Annotated in this window: 17 protein-coding genes and 1 other RNA gene; 9 read left to right on the forward strand and 9 right to left on the reverse strand. The window is 46.3% G+C overall.

Going from position 1 to position 14660, the window contains the following annotated elements; translation table 11 throughout:
* Window positions 1–57: 57 nt before the first annotated feature.
* Window positions 58–416, forward strand: a transfer-messenger RNA (tmRNA) gene (ssrA, locus tag FD967_RS08150).
* Window positions 417–497: 81 nt separating this feature from the next.
* Here ssrA and FD967_RS08155 read toward each other — a convergent pair.
* Both FD967_RS08155 and FD967_RS08160 read right to left on the reverse strand, forming a co-directional pair.
* Window positions 498–2249, reverse strand: coding sequence for an IlvD/Edd family dehydratase (locus FD967_RS08155; protein WP_215325509.1), 1752 nt, complete (start codon window positions 2247–2249; stop codon window positions 498–500).
* Window positions 2250–2278: 29 nt separating this feature from the next.
* Window positions 2279–3268: a tripartite tricarboxylate transporter substrate binding protein gene (locus FD967_RS08160; protein ID WP_215325510.1), complete on the reverse strand. Its 990-nt coding sequence runs from the start codon at window positions 3266–3268 to the stop codon at window positions 2279–2281.
* 109 nt (window positions 3269–3377) lie between these two features.
* Between FD967_RS08160 and FD967_RS08165 the strand changes: the two genes are divergently transcribed.
* Window positions 3378–3800: a VOC family protein gene (locus tag FD967_RS08165; RefSeq protein ID WP_215325512.1), complete on the forward strand. Its 423-nt coding sequence runs from the start codon at window positions 3378–3380 to the stop codon at window positions 3798–3800.
* Between the two features lie 19 nt (window positions 3801–3819).
* On the opposite strand, the gene FD967_RS08170 is transcribed toward FD967_RS08165, so the two are convergent.
* Genes FD967_RS08170 through FD967_RS08180 form a run of 3 tightly spaced genes read right to left on the reverse strand, consistent with a single transcriptional unit; the run spans window position 3820 to window position 6572 of the window.
* The gene (locus FD967_RS08170; RefSeq protein ID WP_215325513.1) at window positions 3820–5010 is read right to left on the reverse strand and encodes a class I SAM-dependent methyltransferase; all 1191 of its coding nucleotides are present in this window, start codon (window positions 5008–5010) and stop codon (window positions 3820–3822) included.
* A 3-nt stretch (window positions 5011–5013) separates the two neighbouring features.
* Window positions 5014–5565: a carboxymuconolactone decarboxylase family protein gene (locus tag FD967_RS08175; RefSeq protein WP_215325514.1), complete on the reverse strand. Its 552-nt coding sequence runs from the start codon at window positions 5563–5565 to the stop codon at window positions 5014–5016.
* Between the two features lie 8 nt (window positions 5566–5573).
* Complete coding sequence (locus FD967_RS08180; RefSeq protein WP_215325515.1) at window positions 5574–6572, reverse strand: tripartite tricarboxylate transporter substrate binding protein; 999 nt, start codon at window positions 6570–6572, stop codon at window positions 5574–5576.
* Window positions 6573–6662: 90 nt separating this feature from the next.
* On the opposite strand from FD967_RS08180, the gene FD967_RS08185 reads away from it, so the two are divergent.
* On the forward strand, window positions 6663–7430 hold the full coding sequence (locus tag FD967_RS08185) for a sulfurtransferase (protein WP_215325516.1): 768 nt from the start codon (window positions 6663–6665) through the stop codon (window positions 7428–7430).
* A gap of 12 nt (window positions 7431–7442) precedes the next feature.
* Here FD967_RS08185 and FD967_RS08190 read toward each other — a convergent pair whose 3' ends face one another.
* Window positions 7443–7745 (reverse strand): antibiotic biosynthesis monooxygenase, encoded by a 303-nt coding sequence (locus FD967_RS08190; RefSeq protein WP_215325517.1) that lies wholly within the window; start codon window positions 7743–7745, stop codon window positions 7443–7445.
* Window positions 7746–7834: 89 nt separating this feature from the next.
* Between FD967_RS08190 and FD967_RS08195 the strand changes: the two genes are divergently transcribed.
* From FD967_RS08195 to FD967_RS08220, 6 genes are read left to right on the forward strand one after another with little or no spacing between them, the layout of a single operon-like run.
* A complete protein-coding gene (locus FD967_RS08195) occupies window positions 7835–8836 on the forward strand; it encodes a tripartite tricarboxylate transporter substrate binding protein (protein WP_215325518.1) in 1002 nt (333 codons plus the stop codon).
* Between the two features lie 51 nt (window positions 8837–8887).
* Complete coding sequence (locus tag FD967_RS08200; protein WP_215325519.1) at window positions 8888–10261, forward strand: MmgE/PrpD family protein; 1374 nt, start codon at window positions 8888–8890, stop codon at window positions 10259–10261.
* A 26-nt stretch (window positions 10262–10287) separates the two neighbouring features.
* On the forward strand, window positions 10288–11262 hold the full coding sequence (locus FD967_RS08205) for a D-2-hydroxyacid dehydrogenase family protein (protein WP_215325521.1): 975 nt from the start codon (window positions 10288–10290) through the stop codon (window positions 11260–11262).
* 5 nt (window positions 11263–11267) lie between these two features.
* Complete coding sequence (locus tag FD967_RS08210; RefSeq protein ID WP_215325522.1) at window positions 11268–11804, forward strand: chromate transporter; 537 nt, start codon at window positions 11268–11270, stop codon at window positions 11802–11804.
* The gene (locus FD967_RS08215; protein ID WP_215325523.1) at window positions 11804–12325 is read left to right on the forward strand and encodes a chromate transporter; all 522 of its coding nucleotides are present in this window, start codon (window positions 11804–11806) and stop codon (window positions 12323–12325) included. The genes FD967_RS08210 and FD967_RS08215 overlap by 1 nt, the downstream gene beginning before the upstream one ends.
* A complete protein-coding gene (locus FD967_RS08220; protein WP_215325524.1) occupies window positions 12322–13299 on the forward strand; it encodes a tripartite tricarboxylate transporter substrate binding protein in 978 nt (325 codons plus the stop codon). Before FD967_RS08215 ends, FD967_RS08220 begins: the two co-directional genes overlap by 4 nt.
* A 15-nt stretch (window positions 13300–13314) precedes the next feature.
* Here the strand turns inward: FD967_RS08220 and crcB are convergent, their stop codons facing one another.
* The 3 genes from crcB to FD967_RS08235 are packed head-to-tail and all read right to left on the reverse strand — an operon-like array spanning window position 13315 to window position 14628.
* A complete protein-coding gene (gene crcB, locus FD967_RS08225; RefSeq protein WP_215325525.1) occupies window positions 13315–13692 on the reverse strand; it encodes a fluoride efflux transporter CrcB in 378 nt (125 codons plus the stop codon).
* 9 nt (window positions 13693–13701) lie between these two features.
* On the reverse strand, window positions 13702–14481 hold the full coding sequence (gene ygiD / locus FD967_RS08230; RefSeq protein ID WP_215325526.1) for a 4,5-DOPA dioxygenase extradiol: 780 nt from the start codon (window positions 14479–14481) through the stop codon (window positions 13702–13704).
* A gap of 9 nt (window positions 14482–14490) precedes the next feature.
* Window positions 14491–14628, reverse strand: coding sequence for a hypothetical protein (locus tag FD967_RS08235; protein ID WP_170217005.1), 138 nt, complete (start codon window positions 14626–14628; stop codon window positions 14491–14493).
* Window positions 14629–14660: the final 32 nt, after the last annotated feature.

Raw genomic sequence — 14660 nt, forward strand, 5'->3', positions numbered from 1 at the left:
ATAACAAGCAATTTAGGGGTAAGCGCCTTAAAATAAAGCTACCTATGCATGAACTCCGGGGTCGACATGGTTTCGACGTGGATTACAAAGCATCAAGGGCATACCGAGGACCCGTTATCTCGTAAATCAATGGGAATGTAATAACTGCAAACGACGAACGTTTCGCACTAGCCGCTTAATTGCGGTTGCCCCTGAACTGACTCTCTCTTGGGTCAGCTAGCGAAAGCTAGATCAGGGTCATTTACAAGAGATAAGATCATTTCATGTCACGGGGAATGGTTCGAAAACTTAGTGAATCGCCAGCGTGGAACATGTCAGTCTGTGACTAGCTAGCTAAATTAAATGATATGACTAAGTATGTAGAACTTGTTGTAGAGGATTTGCGGACGCGGGTTCGATTCCCGCCGACTCCACCATTTTGAAGTCTGTAACAGTCTAACGCCACCCACTAGGGTGGCGTTTTTCTTTGCTTATATCTTTTCTTGGTATTAATTAGTTCAACGCTTTGGTGTTTTGCCAACCATCTTTACCGCCCGCAAGAAATCAAAGTCAACGCCCTTGTCTGCTTGCGTAACAGTATCTAAGAATAGTTTGAGATAGCCACGCTCTGCAGTGGGCTCTATTACTGGGTTCTCTTTTGCACGCTTAGTCAACTCTTCATCTGAGACCAACAAACTAATCTCACGATTCTTCACGCTCAAGCGGATGCGGTCTCCATTGTTTACAAATGCCAGTGGCCCACCTACTGCAGCCTCTGGAGTCACGTGCAACACAATTGTTCCGAACGCCGTACCACTCATGCGTCCATCAGAAATTCGCACAATATCCTTTACGCCAGCACGAGCCAGCTTCATCGGAATCGGAATATACCCCGCCTCTGGCATACCTGGTGCGCCCTTAGGGCCAATATTCTTGAGTACCAAAATATCATCTGCCGTCACATCTAAGTCTGGACTATCAATCCGATTGGCTAGGTCTTCACTATTTTCAAAAACAATGGCGCGACCCTCATGCTCCATGAGTTTTTCATTAGCCGCTGATTGTTTAATGATGGCGCCACCGGGCGCTAAGTTGCCATGCAAAACTGCAATGCTGCCACGTGGATAAATCGGGTTATCGAACTTGCGCACAACATCTTGTTTAAAGCTTGGTGGAGCTGCGTCAATCTCTTCACCTAAAGTGCGACCCGTTACCGTCATTGCATCTAGCTTTAATAAAGGCTTCAGCTCACGTAGTAGAGTGGTCATACCACCAGCATCATGGAAGTTTTCCATATAGTGATCACCAGAGGGCTTCAAATCTACCAACACTGGCGTCTCATCACCCATCTTATCGAGTGCATCCAAGTCAATCTCTAGACCCATACGACCAGCGATAGCAGCTAAATGTACGATGCCGTTGGTTGAGCCACCAATTGCTAATAAAACACGCATTGCGTTTTCAAAAGCATCTGCTGTTAATACCTTATCAATTGTTAAGCCGTCTTTTGCCATTTGTACAGCGCGAGTACCAGTCTCTTCAGCGATCCGAATACGATCTGCGGTGACTGCTGGCGGTGTTGCTCCACCCGGCACAGTCATACCAAGCGCCTCAGAGATACAAGCCATCGTGCTAGCAGTGCCCATGACTGAGCAGGTACCTACGCTGGCCACCAATTGGTCATTCACTTCATCTTTTTCAGCTTCATCAATTTCGCCAGCACGAAATTTTCCCCAATAGCGACGACAGTCAGTACATGCCCCCACACGCTCACTTCGATGGGAGCCTGTCAACATGGAACCAGTTATCAACTGAATTGCTGGGAGACCCGCAGAAGCGGCACCCATCATTTGCGCAGGTACGGTTTTATCGCAACCACCAATCATCACTACCGCATCCATCGGCTGAGCACGTAACATCTCTTCCGTATCCATTGACATCAGGTTACGCAAATACATGCTGGTAGGAGCAGCAAAGCTTTCATGAATCGAGATCGTGGGGAAATCCATCGGCAAGCCACCAGCCAACATCACGCCACGTTTTACAGCCTCAATCAGTTGCGGCATGTTGCCGTGACAGGGGTTATAGGCACTGCCAGTATTAATAATGCCAATGACGGGGCGATCTAGAGCACTATTGGTATAGCCAGCGCCCTTGATAAATGCTTTGCGCAAAAACAAGGAGAAGCCTTTATCGCCATAACTAGTTAAGCCCTTACGCAAGCCACTTTCTGTGGGCTGCTTTTTTTCTTTATTCGCATTACTTGTCATAAATAATTCTTTAACTTAAAAAATGGTGGTTACTCAGCTTTGATATCGGCTTCTCTAATTACTTTTTCCCAACGCTTGACTTCAGCAGCTAGCAACTCGGCGGATTTCTTAGGCTTAGATGGTACTGCAGCATAAACACCCTGCTTCAGGAATGCTTCCTTCACTTCAGGATTAAGTAATAGTTTAGCGATGGCACTATTCAACTGATCAACGATAGGCATAGGTGTACCGACTGGAGCTAGAACACCAAAGGTAGAGCTCACTTCCAGCGCAGGCATACCAGATTCAGCAGTCGTGGGGACATCAGGCAACATCGAAATGCGTTTTGCCGTTGTCACCGCTAAAGGACGCAATTGGCCAGCATTGATAAACGGTAATGCAGCCGGAACCGTTTCCACCATCATATTGACTTGTCCTGCAACCAAATCGGTCATGGCTGGGCCACTACCCTTGTATGGCACGTGCGTGATTTTGAGACCCGCTTCTTTTTGAAAAATTTCCGCAGCCATTCTCTGTGGTGCGCCCGCGCCAGAAGAGGCGTAATTTAATTTATCTGGATTGGCTTTTGCGTAATCTACCAAGCCTTTTAAGGTTCTGACGGGAACATTGGGGTTAACTACCATCACCAAAGGTACGGAACCCACAATCATGACTGGGGTGAAATCTTTGAGAAGATCGTAACGTAACTTGCCCTTTTCAAGTGTAGCCATAGTGGAATGTGAGGTAACCGCCCCCATCAATAAGGTGTAGCCATCTGGATTTGCCTTGGCTACTGCTTCTGCACCGATATTGCCACCAGCTCCACCGCGATTCTCAACTAACACTTGCTGACCCAAAGATTCACCTAAATTCTTGGCTAGAATTCGCCCAATCACATCGGTAGCCCCACCAGGAGGATAAGGCACGATGAGTTTGATTGGCCTGTCCGGATAAGCGGCATGCACCAAGCCAGAAAAGCCCAGGATCAGTGTTACCTTGGTGATAGAACGGCAAAGCCTACCCAACTGAAAAGTAATCATTTTTGTCTCCATGTCACAGTTTTTTATTTATGCTCTCAATATACTAAACTTTGCTATTAATTCCATTTAAGCTTGCTGAGCTCAATTCCAAATCTTGCCAAGGACCGCTATGTCAAATATTCAACCTTTTCACCTGGCCTTTCCAGTAGACAACTTAGAAGCAGCCCGCACTTTTTACGGCAGCACCCTAGGCTGCGCGGAAGGTCGCAGCTCTGATGAATGGATTGATTTTGATTTCTTTGGACACCAATTGGTTGCCCACCTTGCACCTGAAGAATGCAGTCATACAGCCTCAAATGAAGTTGACGGACATCAAGTTCCCGTAAAACACTTTGGGGTGGTGCTGACAATGCCGGATTGGCATGCGTTGGCGGATAGATTAAGCAGTAGCGGCATGAAATTCATCATCGAGCCACAGATTCGCTTCAAAGGAAAAGTAGGAGAGCAGGCTACGATGTTTTTTCTCGATCCTGCTGGCAATGCCTTGGAGTTCAAAGCATTTGAGGATCCCAGTCAGTTATTCGCCAAGTAAAGCGAATGACTTGTCATGTTTACTGGATACCCAATCGCCAGAGTGAAGTGATTTCAGCTGCTCTTGCAAAATGAAGAGAGTCCGACTCATCAAATGCCTTCGGATGTTTCGGTTTGGTATCGATACGGTCAAGAACAACTAATCCGGCATCTTTAATCCAAGAGAGTAACTCTTCTCGGGATCTGAGCTCAAGATGTTCGGCCAAATCAGACAGAATCAACCAGCCCTCACCTTGGGGTAACACATGATCTTTTAATCCACTTAAAAATCCTTTCAGCATTTGACTGTCAGAGTCATACACCGCATGCTCAAGGGTAGAGCTAGGTCTTGCAGGCACCCATGGTGGGTTACAGACAATTAATGAAGCCTTGCCTGCTGGAAATAAATTGGCTTTCACAATTTCTATTTGAGAGCCCAAACCTAAGAGTGCAATATTTTCTTTGGCACACTGAAGTGCTCGATCATCTTGATCGGTGGCAACAATTTTTTGGACATCCCGCATTGCCAAAATAATCGACAGCACACCGGTACCAACACCAATATCAAAAGCTATCGATGTCCCATTCAGAGATTTAGGCAAAGGGGCACTACAAACTAACTCAATGTACTCGCCACGAACAGGTGAGAAAACGCCGTAATGCGGATGAACGTAAATTGGCTCACCATTTTCATCGGCCAAAATAGGTAAACCATTTTTGCGCCATTCATGAGCGCTGACTACACCCAAGAGTTCGCGCAAAGAAACCACATAGGATTGAGTGACGGTGCCATATACCTCGGTACATGCTTGGGAAATATCCGGCGCTCGGCGCAATGAAATCGTGTGATCTAAATTACATTGAATTAACAACATCCCCAATATTCGGGCACGCTGAGATTGAATCAGGCGGTGTTGATTAAAAATATCTTTTGCTGTTTTCTTGATGACCGGCTCACCTGACTTATCCAGCCTCTTGCCTGCGCGCTTCGATTTTTTTGATGGTTTATCTATACGACGAACCAATGCCTGCAATAGCTGGCGAGCATTTTGGAAATCCCCCTTCCAGAGGATAGCCGTACCTTCACATGCCAAGCGATAGGCATCGTCCGCTGTTAATGTATCGTCAGCAGTCACCACTTTTTTATGTGCCGCAATGCCATTTTCAGAATGCCAAACTGCTGAACAGGTCTGACCGCCCTCTTCCCAGTGAATCGAGCTACCCTGGTTCATGAATTACTCAGGAGGATGTTCCTCGGGATTGACATCTAAGGCGATCAAAAATCGAGAGACCATGTTGTAAGCTGCCACTACAGTGACAAGCTCAACGGTATCGGTATTGCCCAAAGCAGCCTGCAAGCGCTTCATCAGAGCGCTATCAACCTGAATATTGCGCGTCATCTGAAACGTGAGTTCTGCAGCATCATTTTCTACAGAAGAGAATAAGGTGCTGGGAAAACTTGGTTGACCAATTAAACGCAGTGCTTGAACTTGTTCTTCAGTACCACCTGCCTTGATAAACGGCGGGGCATGGTGAAAAAACTCATATTCAGCGCCATTAAGAACAGCTACCCCGCACATGGCAAGCTCACGTAACTTTGGATCTAAAGAGAGATTGTTGCGAATCTCGCCTACAAAATGATTCCAGCCCTCAGCAATGGGGGTGCTATGTAAAAGCATGCGATCCAAATTAATGAACTGACCACCACGTCTTTTGCGAATAGCCGCTACAAGTTCAGCCGGCTCTGCTAAGTCCATCGGCTGATAGGGGATTAAACGTTCACTCATATCAATTCCTATTGCGCTTCTTTAATATTATTTTCAATCACAAACTTACCCCAGATCGCAATTTGCTTACCAATAAAGTCACGCAAAGTCTCTGGGTTGCCGGCGACAATTTGAATCCCTTGAGACTTCAGCTTCTCGGACACAGCTGGTGTTTTTAATGCTTTAGCGACAGCCTCATTCATGGCATTCACAATTGCTGGTGGAGTTTTGCCTGGCGCCAAAACTGCCCACCATGCTGGTGCATTAAATCCAGGGAAACCACTTTCGGCAATCGTTGGCACATTAGGCAACTCAGGAGATCTTTTAGCGGTAGTAATTACCAAGGGAATGACGCCGCCACTGTCAACATGGGGCTTGACTAAGAATTCTGAGCCAACAGCCAGTGGAACTTGGCCACCGAGTACATCTTGCATCAATGGGCCTCCGCCACGATAAGGAACGTGATTCCAATCGAATCCCGCTTGCTTGGCCAAACGCGCCATGGCCAAATGACCTAAGCTACCAATACCAATAGACCCATAGCTAAATTGTTTACCAGCCTTAGACTGGTCTACCAACTGCTTAAAGCTCGTGATCCCAGAATTCTTACTAGCAACTAATACCATTGGTGAAGTGCCAATTAAGGTCACAGGCGCAATATCTTTAATCGTGTCATACGGGAGCTTATCTTTGAGGATTGGATTGACGCCGTGCGTGTCAAAAACCACTGCAAAGGTATAACCATCAGGATCTGACCTTGTCATGGCGGCGGTTCCGATCACACCAGATGCACCACCAATATTTTCAACAATGACGTTTTGCTTTAATTCTGCTTGTAAAGCCGGGGCTATGGTACGCGCCACTTGATCCACAGAGCCACCTGGCGGGAAAACAGCAATCAGGCGAATAGGCTTTTGGGTAGGCCAAGCCCCCACACCGGCAGTTTGAGCGCTAGCAAAAGAGCCAGCAAACATCAAAAATAGGCCAAATAAAAGCACTTTTTTAGTTATTTTCAAGCAAATCAGCATGACGTCATCTCCCTCGATTAAGACTACAAGATTACCACCCATCCTCGCCGCTTGTTTGATAATGGATGCCAGTGCAAGATGAGATTACCTATGAAACCAATTTTGAACATAGCTGCCTACTTATTTGTCAGTCTAGACAATTTAACCGAGCTACGCGCCAAGATCTTAGATGAGTGCAATTCTGGCGAGTTAAAGGGCACCATTCTCTTGACTGGCGAAGGCATTAATATGTTTTTAGCTGGTAGCGAACCTAAATTGCGTAGCTTTCTAAATTACTTGCGACAAGATCCGCGCTTTGCATCCCTTCAAGCTAAAGATAGCTGGTCCGAAACCCAGCCCTTTAAGAAGATGCTGGTCAAAATTAAGAATGAAATCATTCGGATGAATCATCCAGCGATTCGTCCGGAAGAAGGTCGCGCAAACTTCATCACACCGAAAAAATTACAAGAGTGGCTTGATCGCGGAACAGATGATTTGGGACGGCAGGTAGTCATGGTGGACACACGTAATGCATTTGAAGTCGAGTATGGTACTTTTGAAAATGCGCTGCATTTCAATATCGAGAAATTTACAGAATTTCCTGAGGCGATCACTGCGCATAAAGATAAGCTAGCGGATAAAACTTTGGTGAGCTTTTGTACCGGCGGAATTCGTTGTGAAAAATCTGGTCTCTACATGCGCGAAATTGGCATGCAACATAGCTATCAGCTGGAGGGAGGTATCCTCAAGTACTTTGAAGAGGTTGGCTCCGCACACTACTCCGGCAGCTGCTTTGTATTTGATGAACGGGAAGCGCTAGAACCTAACTTAGACACTATCCCGCTTGAGCGCTCGATCCGCAAAAAACAAATCGCATAAATACCGAAGGTATTAGTCTGATTTACCCACCAAAGTCATATGCTCAACAAAAGGTGGTTTTACAAAGAATGGCCCAACAATGGCTCGCCAATCAGCAAAAGCATCAGACCCCCTAAAGTCAACCATGTGATTATCAAGGGTATCCCAGTAAATCAGCAATAGATACCGAGCAGGACTTTCGATACTGCGGTTAACCTTAAAGCCCTGAAAGCCTTTAGCTTTTGCTATCACCGTATTGACCCCGCGCAAAATGGCCTCCTCAAACTCAGCACCCTTAGTTGGGTCAATTTCGATATCGCAGTGCTCTAAAATCATGATGTTTCCTTTTTAAAAAGTATTTCTATATCGATAGTAGAATTCATTTGTAAAAGAAGCTTAATCTAAAAAATATCCGGGCTCGAGACATGTCTAAAACCCCACGTCGGCAAATGCCGATTTTTTTATTTGCCCTGATCTTTTCTAGCATAAGCTCAGTGGCTAGCTTCAATGCTGCAGCGCAATCAATACAAAACTACCCCATTAAGCCAATTAAGTTGATTGCCCCAGTAGCAGCTGGGGGTGGTCTAGATAATATTGCTCGCTCGCTTGCTGAAAAAATATCCAAGTCGATTGGTCAAACCATTGTTGTAGAAAATATTGGCGGGGGTGGAGGTACTATTGCCTCGCAATCAGTCGCAAAAGCGACTCCAGATGGCTATACCTTAATGGTTGCCTATGTTGGCTCTCATGGGACCAATCCGGCAGTTCGCAAGTTACCTTACGATGCCATCAAAGATTTCACGCCAATTGGCATGATTGGGGCAACGCCAAACGCTCTGGTCATTAACTCTGATTTACCGATTAAAAACTTCAAAGAATTTATTGATTACGCCAAGAAGAATCCAGACAAAATAAGTTACGGCTCTGCTGGCCCAGGAACCCTGACTCATTTGGGGATGGAGCAATTAAAGCTGGCTGCAGGAATCTCCATGGTCCATGTCCCTTATCGTGGTGTTGGACCAGCCTATACGGATTTGTTAGCAGGCCAAACTCAAGCGATGCTTCCAACTCTCTTTGCCGCCATGCCCTACTTAAATACCAATCGAGTTCGTGGCTTAGCCATCACTGGAGCCAAGCGCAATCCTGCTGCACCTAATATCCCCACCTTCAAGGAGCTTGGCTACAATGGTTTTGATGGGCAGCAGTGGTATGGAATCGTTGGTCCCGCCAACCTTCCGCCTGCCATTGTTAAGAGACTCAATTTGGAACTGAATAAAGCCTTGGCGCTACCCGATTTCTCGGAAAAAATGACCAGCGAAGCAATGACATTAATGCCGATGTCTCCACAACAATTTGAAAACTATATTAAAGAAGATATTGCTCGCTGGGTTAAGGTTGCTAAAGAGCGCAACATTGAGCTGGAATAAATTTCGCCACCCATTCTTATCAAATTAAACACTAAAAAAACAGGAAATAATATGTCCAATGCTATTCAAGCAGCAGCCGATCTGAATGCGCCACCAGTCACTAAAATATTGGCTGAGTTTGTTACTTCACACGCCAGTCAAGGCTGGAGTGCTGAAGTAGATCATGAGGCGCATCGCACCTTTTTAAATTGGCTTGGATGTGCAATTGGCGCAGCTAATCACGAGAGCGTTGAATCCTCATTAGCTGCTATCCGCGAATTTCAACCAGCACCTCAGGCCAGTATTCTTGGCCGAAAGGACCGCGTTGACATGGGTGGCGCAGCCCTCATTAATGGCATTAGCTCACATACCTTTGACTTTGATGACACACACCTGAAGACGGTGATTCACCCAGCAGGACCTGTTGCTTCTGCCATCCTGGCTTTGGGTGAGCATACCAATGTCACAGGCCGTCAAATAATTGATTCACTCGTTTTAGGGATTGACGTTGCTTGCCGTATTGGTAATGCCATGTACCCAGACCACTACCATCGTGGCTGGCATATTACTGGCTCTACTGGCATGCTGGGCTCTGCTGCAGCTTGCTCACGCCTCATGGGGCTGGATACCCAAAAAACAACCATGGCATTAGGCATCGCAGCATCACAACCGGTGGGTATGCGCGAGCAATTTGGCACCATGACAAAACCCTTTCATCCCGGGGGTGCGGCACGCGCAGGACAACTTTCTGCCCTGTTGGCAAAGCATGGCTTTACTGCTAGCCCTAAAGCTTTAGAAGCGGGTCGCGGTTATATGCAAACCGTTTCAACTAAATGCGACTGGTCGGAAATTGATCGAGAGCTTGGTAAATCATTTGAGATTTCATTAAATACCTACAAACCATTTGCTTGTGGAATTGTGATTCACCCTGCCATTGACGCGTGCGCGCAACTCAAAGCACAAGGCGTTAAGGCAGAAGAAGTTGAACGTATTGAATTACGCGTCCACCCACTCGTTCTCGAATTAACTGGTAAGAAAACACCTCAAGATGGTCTTGAAGGTAAATTCAGCGTCTACCATGGCTGTGCCGTAGGCTTAATTTTCGGTCAAGCAGGTGAAGGTGAGTACGCCGATGATATTGTCAATCGCCCTGATGTGGTCGCCTTGCGCGCCAAAGTAAATGCCACCACTGATACCTCTATCAGTGAGGCATCGGTGGACGTCAAAGCGATTCTGAAGGATGGTAGAGAAGTTCACATCTTCGTTAAAAATGCAATTGGGTCTGTCGAGAATCCAATGAGCGATGCTAATTTAGAACAAAAGTTCACTAACTTGACCGAGCCAGTGATTGGCAAGGAAAAAACTGGTCAACTCATTGCAGCATTATGGAATCTGGGAAGTGCACCTGATCTCAAGAAAATATTGAGTCTTTGCACTCCCGACTAACCCACCCTAAAGAAAAAATAGTCATCATGACCAAGCAACCGAATATCGTCATCCTAGGGGATTACGAGCGCGCCCTGCGTCGCTTCTCTCAATGGGGTCATATAGAGCAAAATTCAAACCTCATAATCCATCATGAGCCATTGCGAGATGAGGCCTTATATGAGGCAGTCAAAGAGGCCGATGTTATTGCCATCGTACGCGACCGATCTCCCTTTAATGAGGCCATGATTGCGAGGCTGCCAAAGCTCAAATTATTGATGTTCACAGGCAAGAGAAATGGCACGCTAGATAGCGCCGCTCTTCTTTCTCGCAATATTCCGATTGCCTGCACGCCGGGAGGTCCTTCGAAAGAAACTACTGCCGAGTTAACCTGGGCATTAATTTTAGGGGCTTCAAAACAATTGGTTCGCCAAAATAATTTAGTGATCTCTGGTGGCTGGCGCGATGAACTGTCCGTTTTACCGATGCTATCCGGTGAGCGTTTGGGCGTCATTGGTCTTGGTGCTATCGGCAGCGCTGTTGCTCGTGTTGGCAAGGCATTCGGTATGGAAATTGTCACCTGGAGTCCTAATATGACGCCGGAACGTGCTGCAACTGAAGGCGCAACTTCGGTTAGCCTAGATGAATTATTACGCACTTCAAAAGTAGTTACCCTGCACTTAGTAGCAGGTCCTGGAACTAAAGGGCTCATCAGCGCCGAGCAACTCGCCTTAATGCGCCCAGACTCCCTTCTGGTCAATACCTCGCGCTCTGCATTGATTAATATGTCCGACTTATGCGCCGCACTCAAAAAAGGTTGCCCCGGTCAAGCCGCTGTGGATGTATTTGATATTGAACCATTACCATCTAATGATCCCTTACGCAGCACCCCAAATTTATTAGCAACTCCCCACCTAGGCTTTATCGCGGAACCTGTATTTAAAATGTTCTCGCAAGGGATTACTGAAACTCTGGAAGCTTGGTTGGATCAAAAGCCAGTACCCCATCCATACCAGCCTTAACATTTTTGAAAACACTAACTCCAACAGAATTATTTATTACTTTTAGCAAAATCGGTATGTCTGGTTTTGGTGGAGTGCTGCCTTGGGCTCGCCGCACTTTGGTAGAACAAGATAAGGTACTCAGCTCAGAAGAGTTCAGCGCCATTCTTGGAATATGCCAAATTGTTCCAGGACCCAATATTCTCAATCTTGCCGTTTGTATTGGCTCACGTCTTTGTGGAGCTAAGGGCGCCTTTGCCGCAGCGTTTGGCCTAACTCTGGGGCCAATCTGTATTGTGATGTTGCTAGCAGTCTTGTATCAGCATTACAGTAATTTAGAAAGTGTTCAAGGCCTACTCAGAGGCATCTCTGCAGTGGGCGTGGGATTAATCGCCTCTACTGGCATCAAAATGTTGCGTGATGAGTTTAAATACCCCGCAATGCTATTGGTCGTGACCCTGACAGTGACAGCTGCAAGCTATTTCCATCTAGGCCTTGGTTGGGTTGTTCTCCTTGTCTCGCCCCTTGCTTTACTCTTAGCATTTAAGAAAGCTCGTAAGTAATGGGCATACTTCTCAGTCTATTCTTAAAGCTTTCTGCTTTTTCACTGATTGCCTTTGGTGGAATCAACGCGCTACTTCCCAGCCTCTTGGAGCTTTCGGTTAACCAAGAGCAGTGGATTGACCTGCAAACCTTTGCTGATTACTTTGCAATTGCTCAAGCTGCTCCCGGCCCGAATTTCATGACAGTAACCCTGATCGGCTGGCATGTTGGAGGGGTTCTGGGAGCCTTACTCGCCACTGTTGCCATTGCTTGGCCATCATCTATTTTGGTGTACTTTGTACAACGGCTGATCCTAAGCATGAATGACGAACAAAAAAAGAAGGCAATTCAGTATGCTGCTGCCGCGCTGGCAATTGGCTTAGTTCTTTCTTCTGCGTGGCAGATTGCGCTGCAAATCAATCATAGCTATGCTGCATATGGATTGACTCTACTGACTATTGGATTGACGGTATTTACCCGCTGGCATCCTTTATATTTAATTGCACTGGGCGCGGCCCTTGGAATAATGGGATTGATATGAAATTATCTTCACTTCTGAGTATTTCGATTGCTAGTGCAGCTCTCTCATTGCCAATGACTGCTCAAGCTCAAAACAGCTACCCTAGCAAATCTATTAATTTAATAGTGCCTTATGGTGCAGGCGGCAGCGCAGACTCTCGCAGTAGGCAGTTGGCGCAAAAAATGAGTTTGATTCTGAGACAACCTTTTATCATTGACAACAAACCAGGTGCCGGCGGAAATATCGGCACTGAGTTTGTCGCAAGATCTGCCCCAGACGGCTACACCATTGGTATGGGAAACTTCGCACCAATGGCGGTAAACAAAACACTTTTTGGAAATTTACGGTACGACCCAGAAACTGCTCTTACTCCCATCATCTTGATAGAAAAGGGTCCGCTAATCCTGGTCGTCAACCCAAATTCGCCATACAAAACTATTCAAGATATTGTTACAGCAGCTAAGGCAAAACCGGGGACCCTGACATTCTCTTCGGGAGGAATCGGAGGCAGCCATCAGCTCTCAGCTGAGCTATTTATGCAAAATGCCGGCATCCAAATGATTCATGTACCTTACAAGAGTGGTTCTGCTGCGTTGACGGATTTGATGGCAGGTAACGTCGACATGATGTTTGATCAGATGTACTCTGCAGTGCCGAGTATTAGGGTCGATAAACTGCGCCCTATTGCCATCACGAGCAAAAAGAGATCCCCGCTCTTTCCGAATGTGCCTAGTTTTGCAGAGCTTGGCTACCCTAAAGTTGAAGTGCTCAATTGGCAAGGCTTTATTGCGCCTGCTGGCACACCTAAATCCATTATCGACACATTGAATAAAGCCGCCAATGAGGCACTTAAAGATCAGCAGCTTAGAGAGTTAATGCTCTCCCAAGGAAATGAAATTGGCGGGGGTAGCCCTGCCGATTTTGCAGCCCTCATTAAATCAGAGGCCGCAAAATGGAGCGCTGTAGTCAAGGCTGGAAACATTAAGCCTGAGTGAGCAAGATTCGAAAACTTACTTCAGTGCTTGGTAAGTCAGGATACCCAAAAAAGTAAGGCATAGTGAACCAACTAAATGCAAGAGCGCAGTTCCAAGCGCCCAACTCACTTCGCCACGCTGCATAAAACCGACCACTTCAGCAGAGAAGCTGGAGAAGGTGGTGAGGCCACCCAAAAAACCCGTAATCACAAATAACTTCCATTCGGGGGAGAGGCTTTGATTATTACCAAAAAAGGCTATGGCAATTCCGATGAAGTATCCGCCGACCATATTGGAAATAAAAGTGCCCAATGGCAGGGTTGAGGCAACGCTGACTGTTACGAGATTAAAGCCTGCCCTTAGCAAAGCACCGAGACCGGCGCCAAAAAAGATTGCAAAAATAGATAGCCACATATTCGGTATTTATTGGATTGAAAAAGTCAGCATGCTAATGGAACCCATTTCTACCCCATCAGTCAGTATCTTAGGGGTCTCACCCTGCTCTTGTAGAGCAAGCACATACAAAGCTGGCCAATAGTGCTCAGGAGTCGGGATAGATAAATGTGCGGCATCACCGCACTGCTCCCAATGAATTAAATTGTCGTGATGATTTGCCTGTATCTCAGAAACAAAAAAATCATTGAACTCTCTAGCCCATGGATAAGGTGTTGCACCCTCCTCCCAATGAATAGTGCGCAAGTTATGCACAACATTACCACTAGCTAGGATCAAGATATTCTCGTCACGCAAAGGGCATAATTTTTTAGCAAGCTCATAATGCTCGCTCGCAGACATAGAGCCATCTAGACTCAGCTGCACTACCGGCACATCTGCATTTGGATAGAGGTACGTCAGAACAGACCATGCGCCATGATCAATACCCCACTCGTTCTCTTCAAGCACTACTGGAACATCCAATAATTCTTTTACGCGGTCTGCCAGTGCAGGACTACCGGGTGCTGGATATTGAATATCAAACAGGGCTTGCGGAAATCCGCCAAAGTCATGAATAGTTTTAGGTTTGGACATTGCAGTAACCCACACTCCGCGAGTTACCCAATGGGCCGAGATGACTAAGATAGCATCTGGGCGTTTAAGTGATTTACCAAAATTAGCCCAAGCAGTTGTAAAGCGATTGGGCTCAATGGCATACATCGGACTGCCATGACCAACAAATACTGCTGGTTGGCGATGGCTAGTCATTACTGCAGATTAGCCGAATACGTAGCCAGTGTGAGCCGCAACCAATGCAAACAAAATGGCCAAGCTAGTAGCAGCCGCCAACATCACGATCAAGGTGATGATTTTCTTATTGACTTCTTCTTTTGACTCTTTATGCCATTCGTTCATGCTAAATCCCTATTAAACACATCATTTGATAG

The organism is Polynucleobacter sp. JS-Mosq-20-D10, assembly GCF_018687755.1.
Taxonomy (GTDB): Bacteria; Pseudomonadota; Gammaproteobacteria; order Burkholderiales; family Burkholderiaceae; genus Polynucleobacter.

Bases quoted from the DNA above. Each gene is read 5' to 3' on its own strand.
- FD967_RS08180 (WP_215325515.1), bottom strand. From the start codon at position 6,572: ATGCTGATTTGCTTGAAAATAACTAAAAAAGTGCTTTTATTTGGCCTA.
- FD967_RS08205 (WP_215325521.1), top strand. From the start codon at position 10,288: ATGACCAAGCAACCGAATATCGTCATCCTAGGGGATTACGAGCGCGCC.
- FD967_RS08195 (WP_215325518.1), top strand. From the start codon at position 7,835: ATGTCTAAAACCCCACGTCGGCAAATGCCGATTTTTTTATTTGCCCTG.
- FD967_RS08200 (WP_215325519.1), top strand. From the start codon at position 8,888: ATGTCCAATGCTATTCAAGCAGCAGCCGATCTGAATGCGCCACCAGTC.
- crcB (WP_215325525.1), bottom strand. From the start codon at position 13,692: ATGTGGCTATCTATTTTTGCAATCTTTTTTGGCGCCGGTCTCGGTGCT.
- FD967_RS08175 (WP_215325514.1), bottom strand. From the start codon at position 5,565: ATGAGTGAACGTTTAATCCCCTATCAGCCGATGGACTTAGCAGAGCCG.
- FD967_RS08220 (WP_215325524.1), top strand. From the start codon at position 12,322: ATGAAATTATCTTCACTTCTGAGTATTTCGATTGCTAGTGCAGCTCTC.
- FD967_RS08235 (WP_170217005.1), bottom strand. From the start codon at position 14,628: ATGAACGAATGGCATAAAGAGTCAAAAGAAGAAGTCAATAAGAAAATC.
- FD967_RS08160 (WP_215325510.1), bottom strand. From the start codon at position 3,268: ATGATTACTTTTCAGTTGGGTAGGCTTTGCCGTTCTATCACCAAGGTA.
- FD967_RS08170 (WP_215325513.1), bottom strand. From the start codon at position 5,010: ATGAACCAGGGTAGCTCGATTCACTGGGAAGAGGGCGGTCAGACCTGT.
- FD967_RS08190 (WP_215325517.1), bottom strand. From the start codon at position 7,745: ATGATTTTAGAGCACTGCGATATCGAAATTGACCCAACTAAGGGTGCT.
- FD967_RS08165 (WP_215325512.1), top strand. From the start codon at position 3,378: ATGTCAAATATTCAACCTTTTCACCTGGCCTTTCCAGTAGACAACTTA.
- FD967_RS08155 (WP_215325509.1), bottom strand. From the start codon at position 2,249: ATGACAAGTAATGCGAATAAAGAAAAAAAGCAGCCCACAGAAAGTGGC.
- FD967_RS08215 (WP_215325523.1), top strand. From the start codon at position 11,804: ATGGGCATACTTCTCAGTCTATTCTTAAAGCTTTCTGCTTTTTCACTG.
- ygiD (WP_215325526.1), bottom strand. From the start codon at position 14,481: ATGACTAGCCATCGCCAACCAGCAGTATTTGTTGGTCATGGCAGTCCG.
- FD967_RS08185 (WP_215325516.1), top strand. From the start codon at position 6,663: ATGAAACCAATTTTGAACATAGCTGCCTACTTATTTGTCAGTCTAGAC.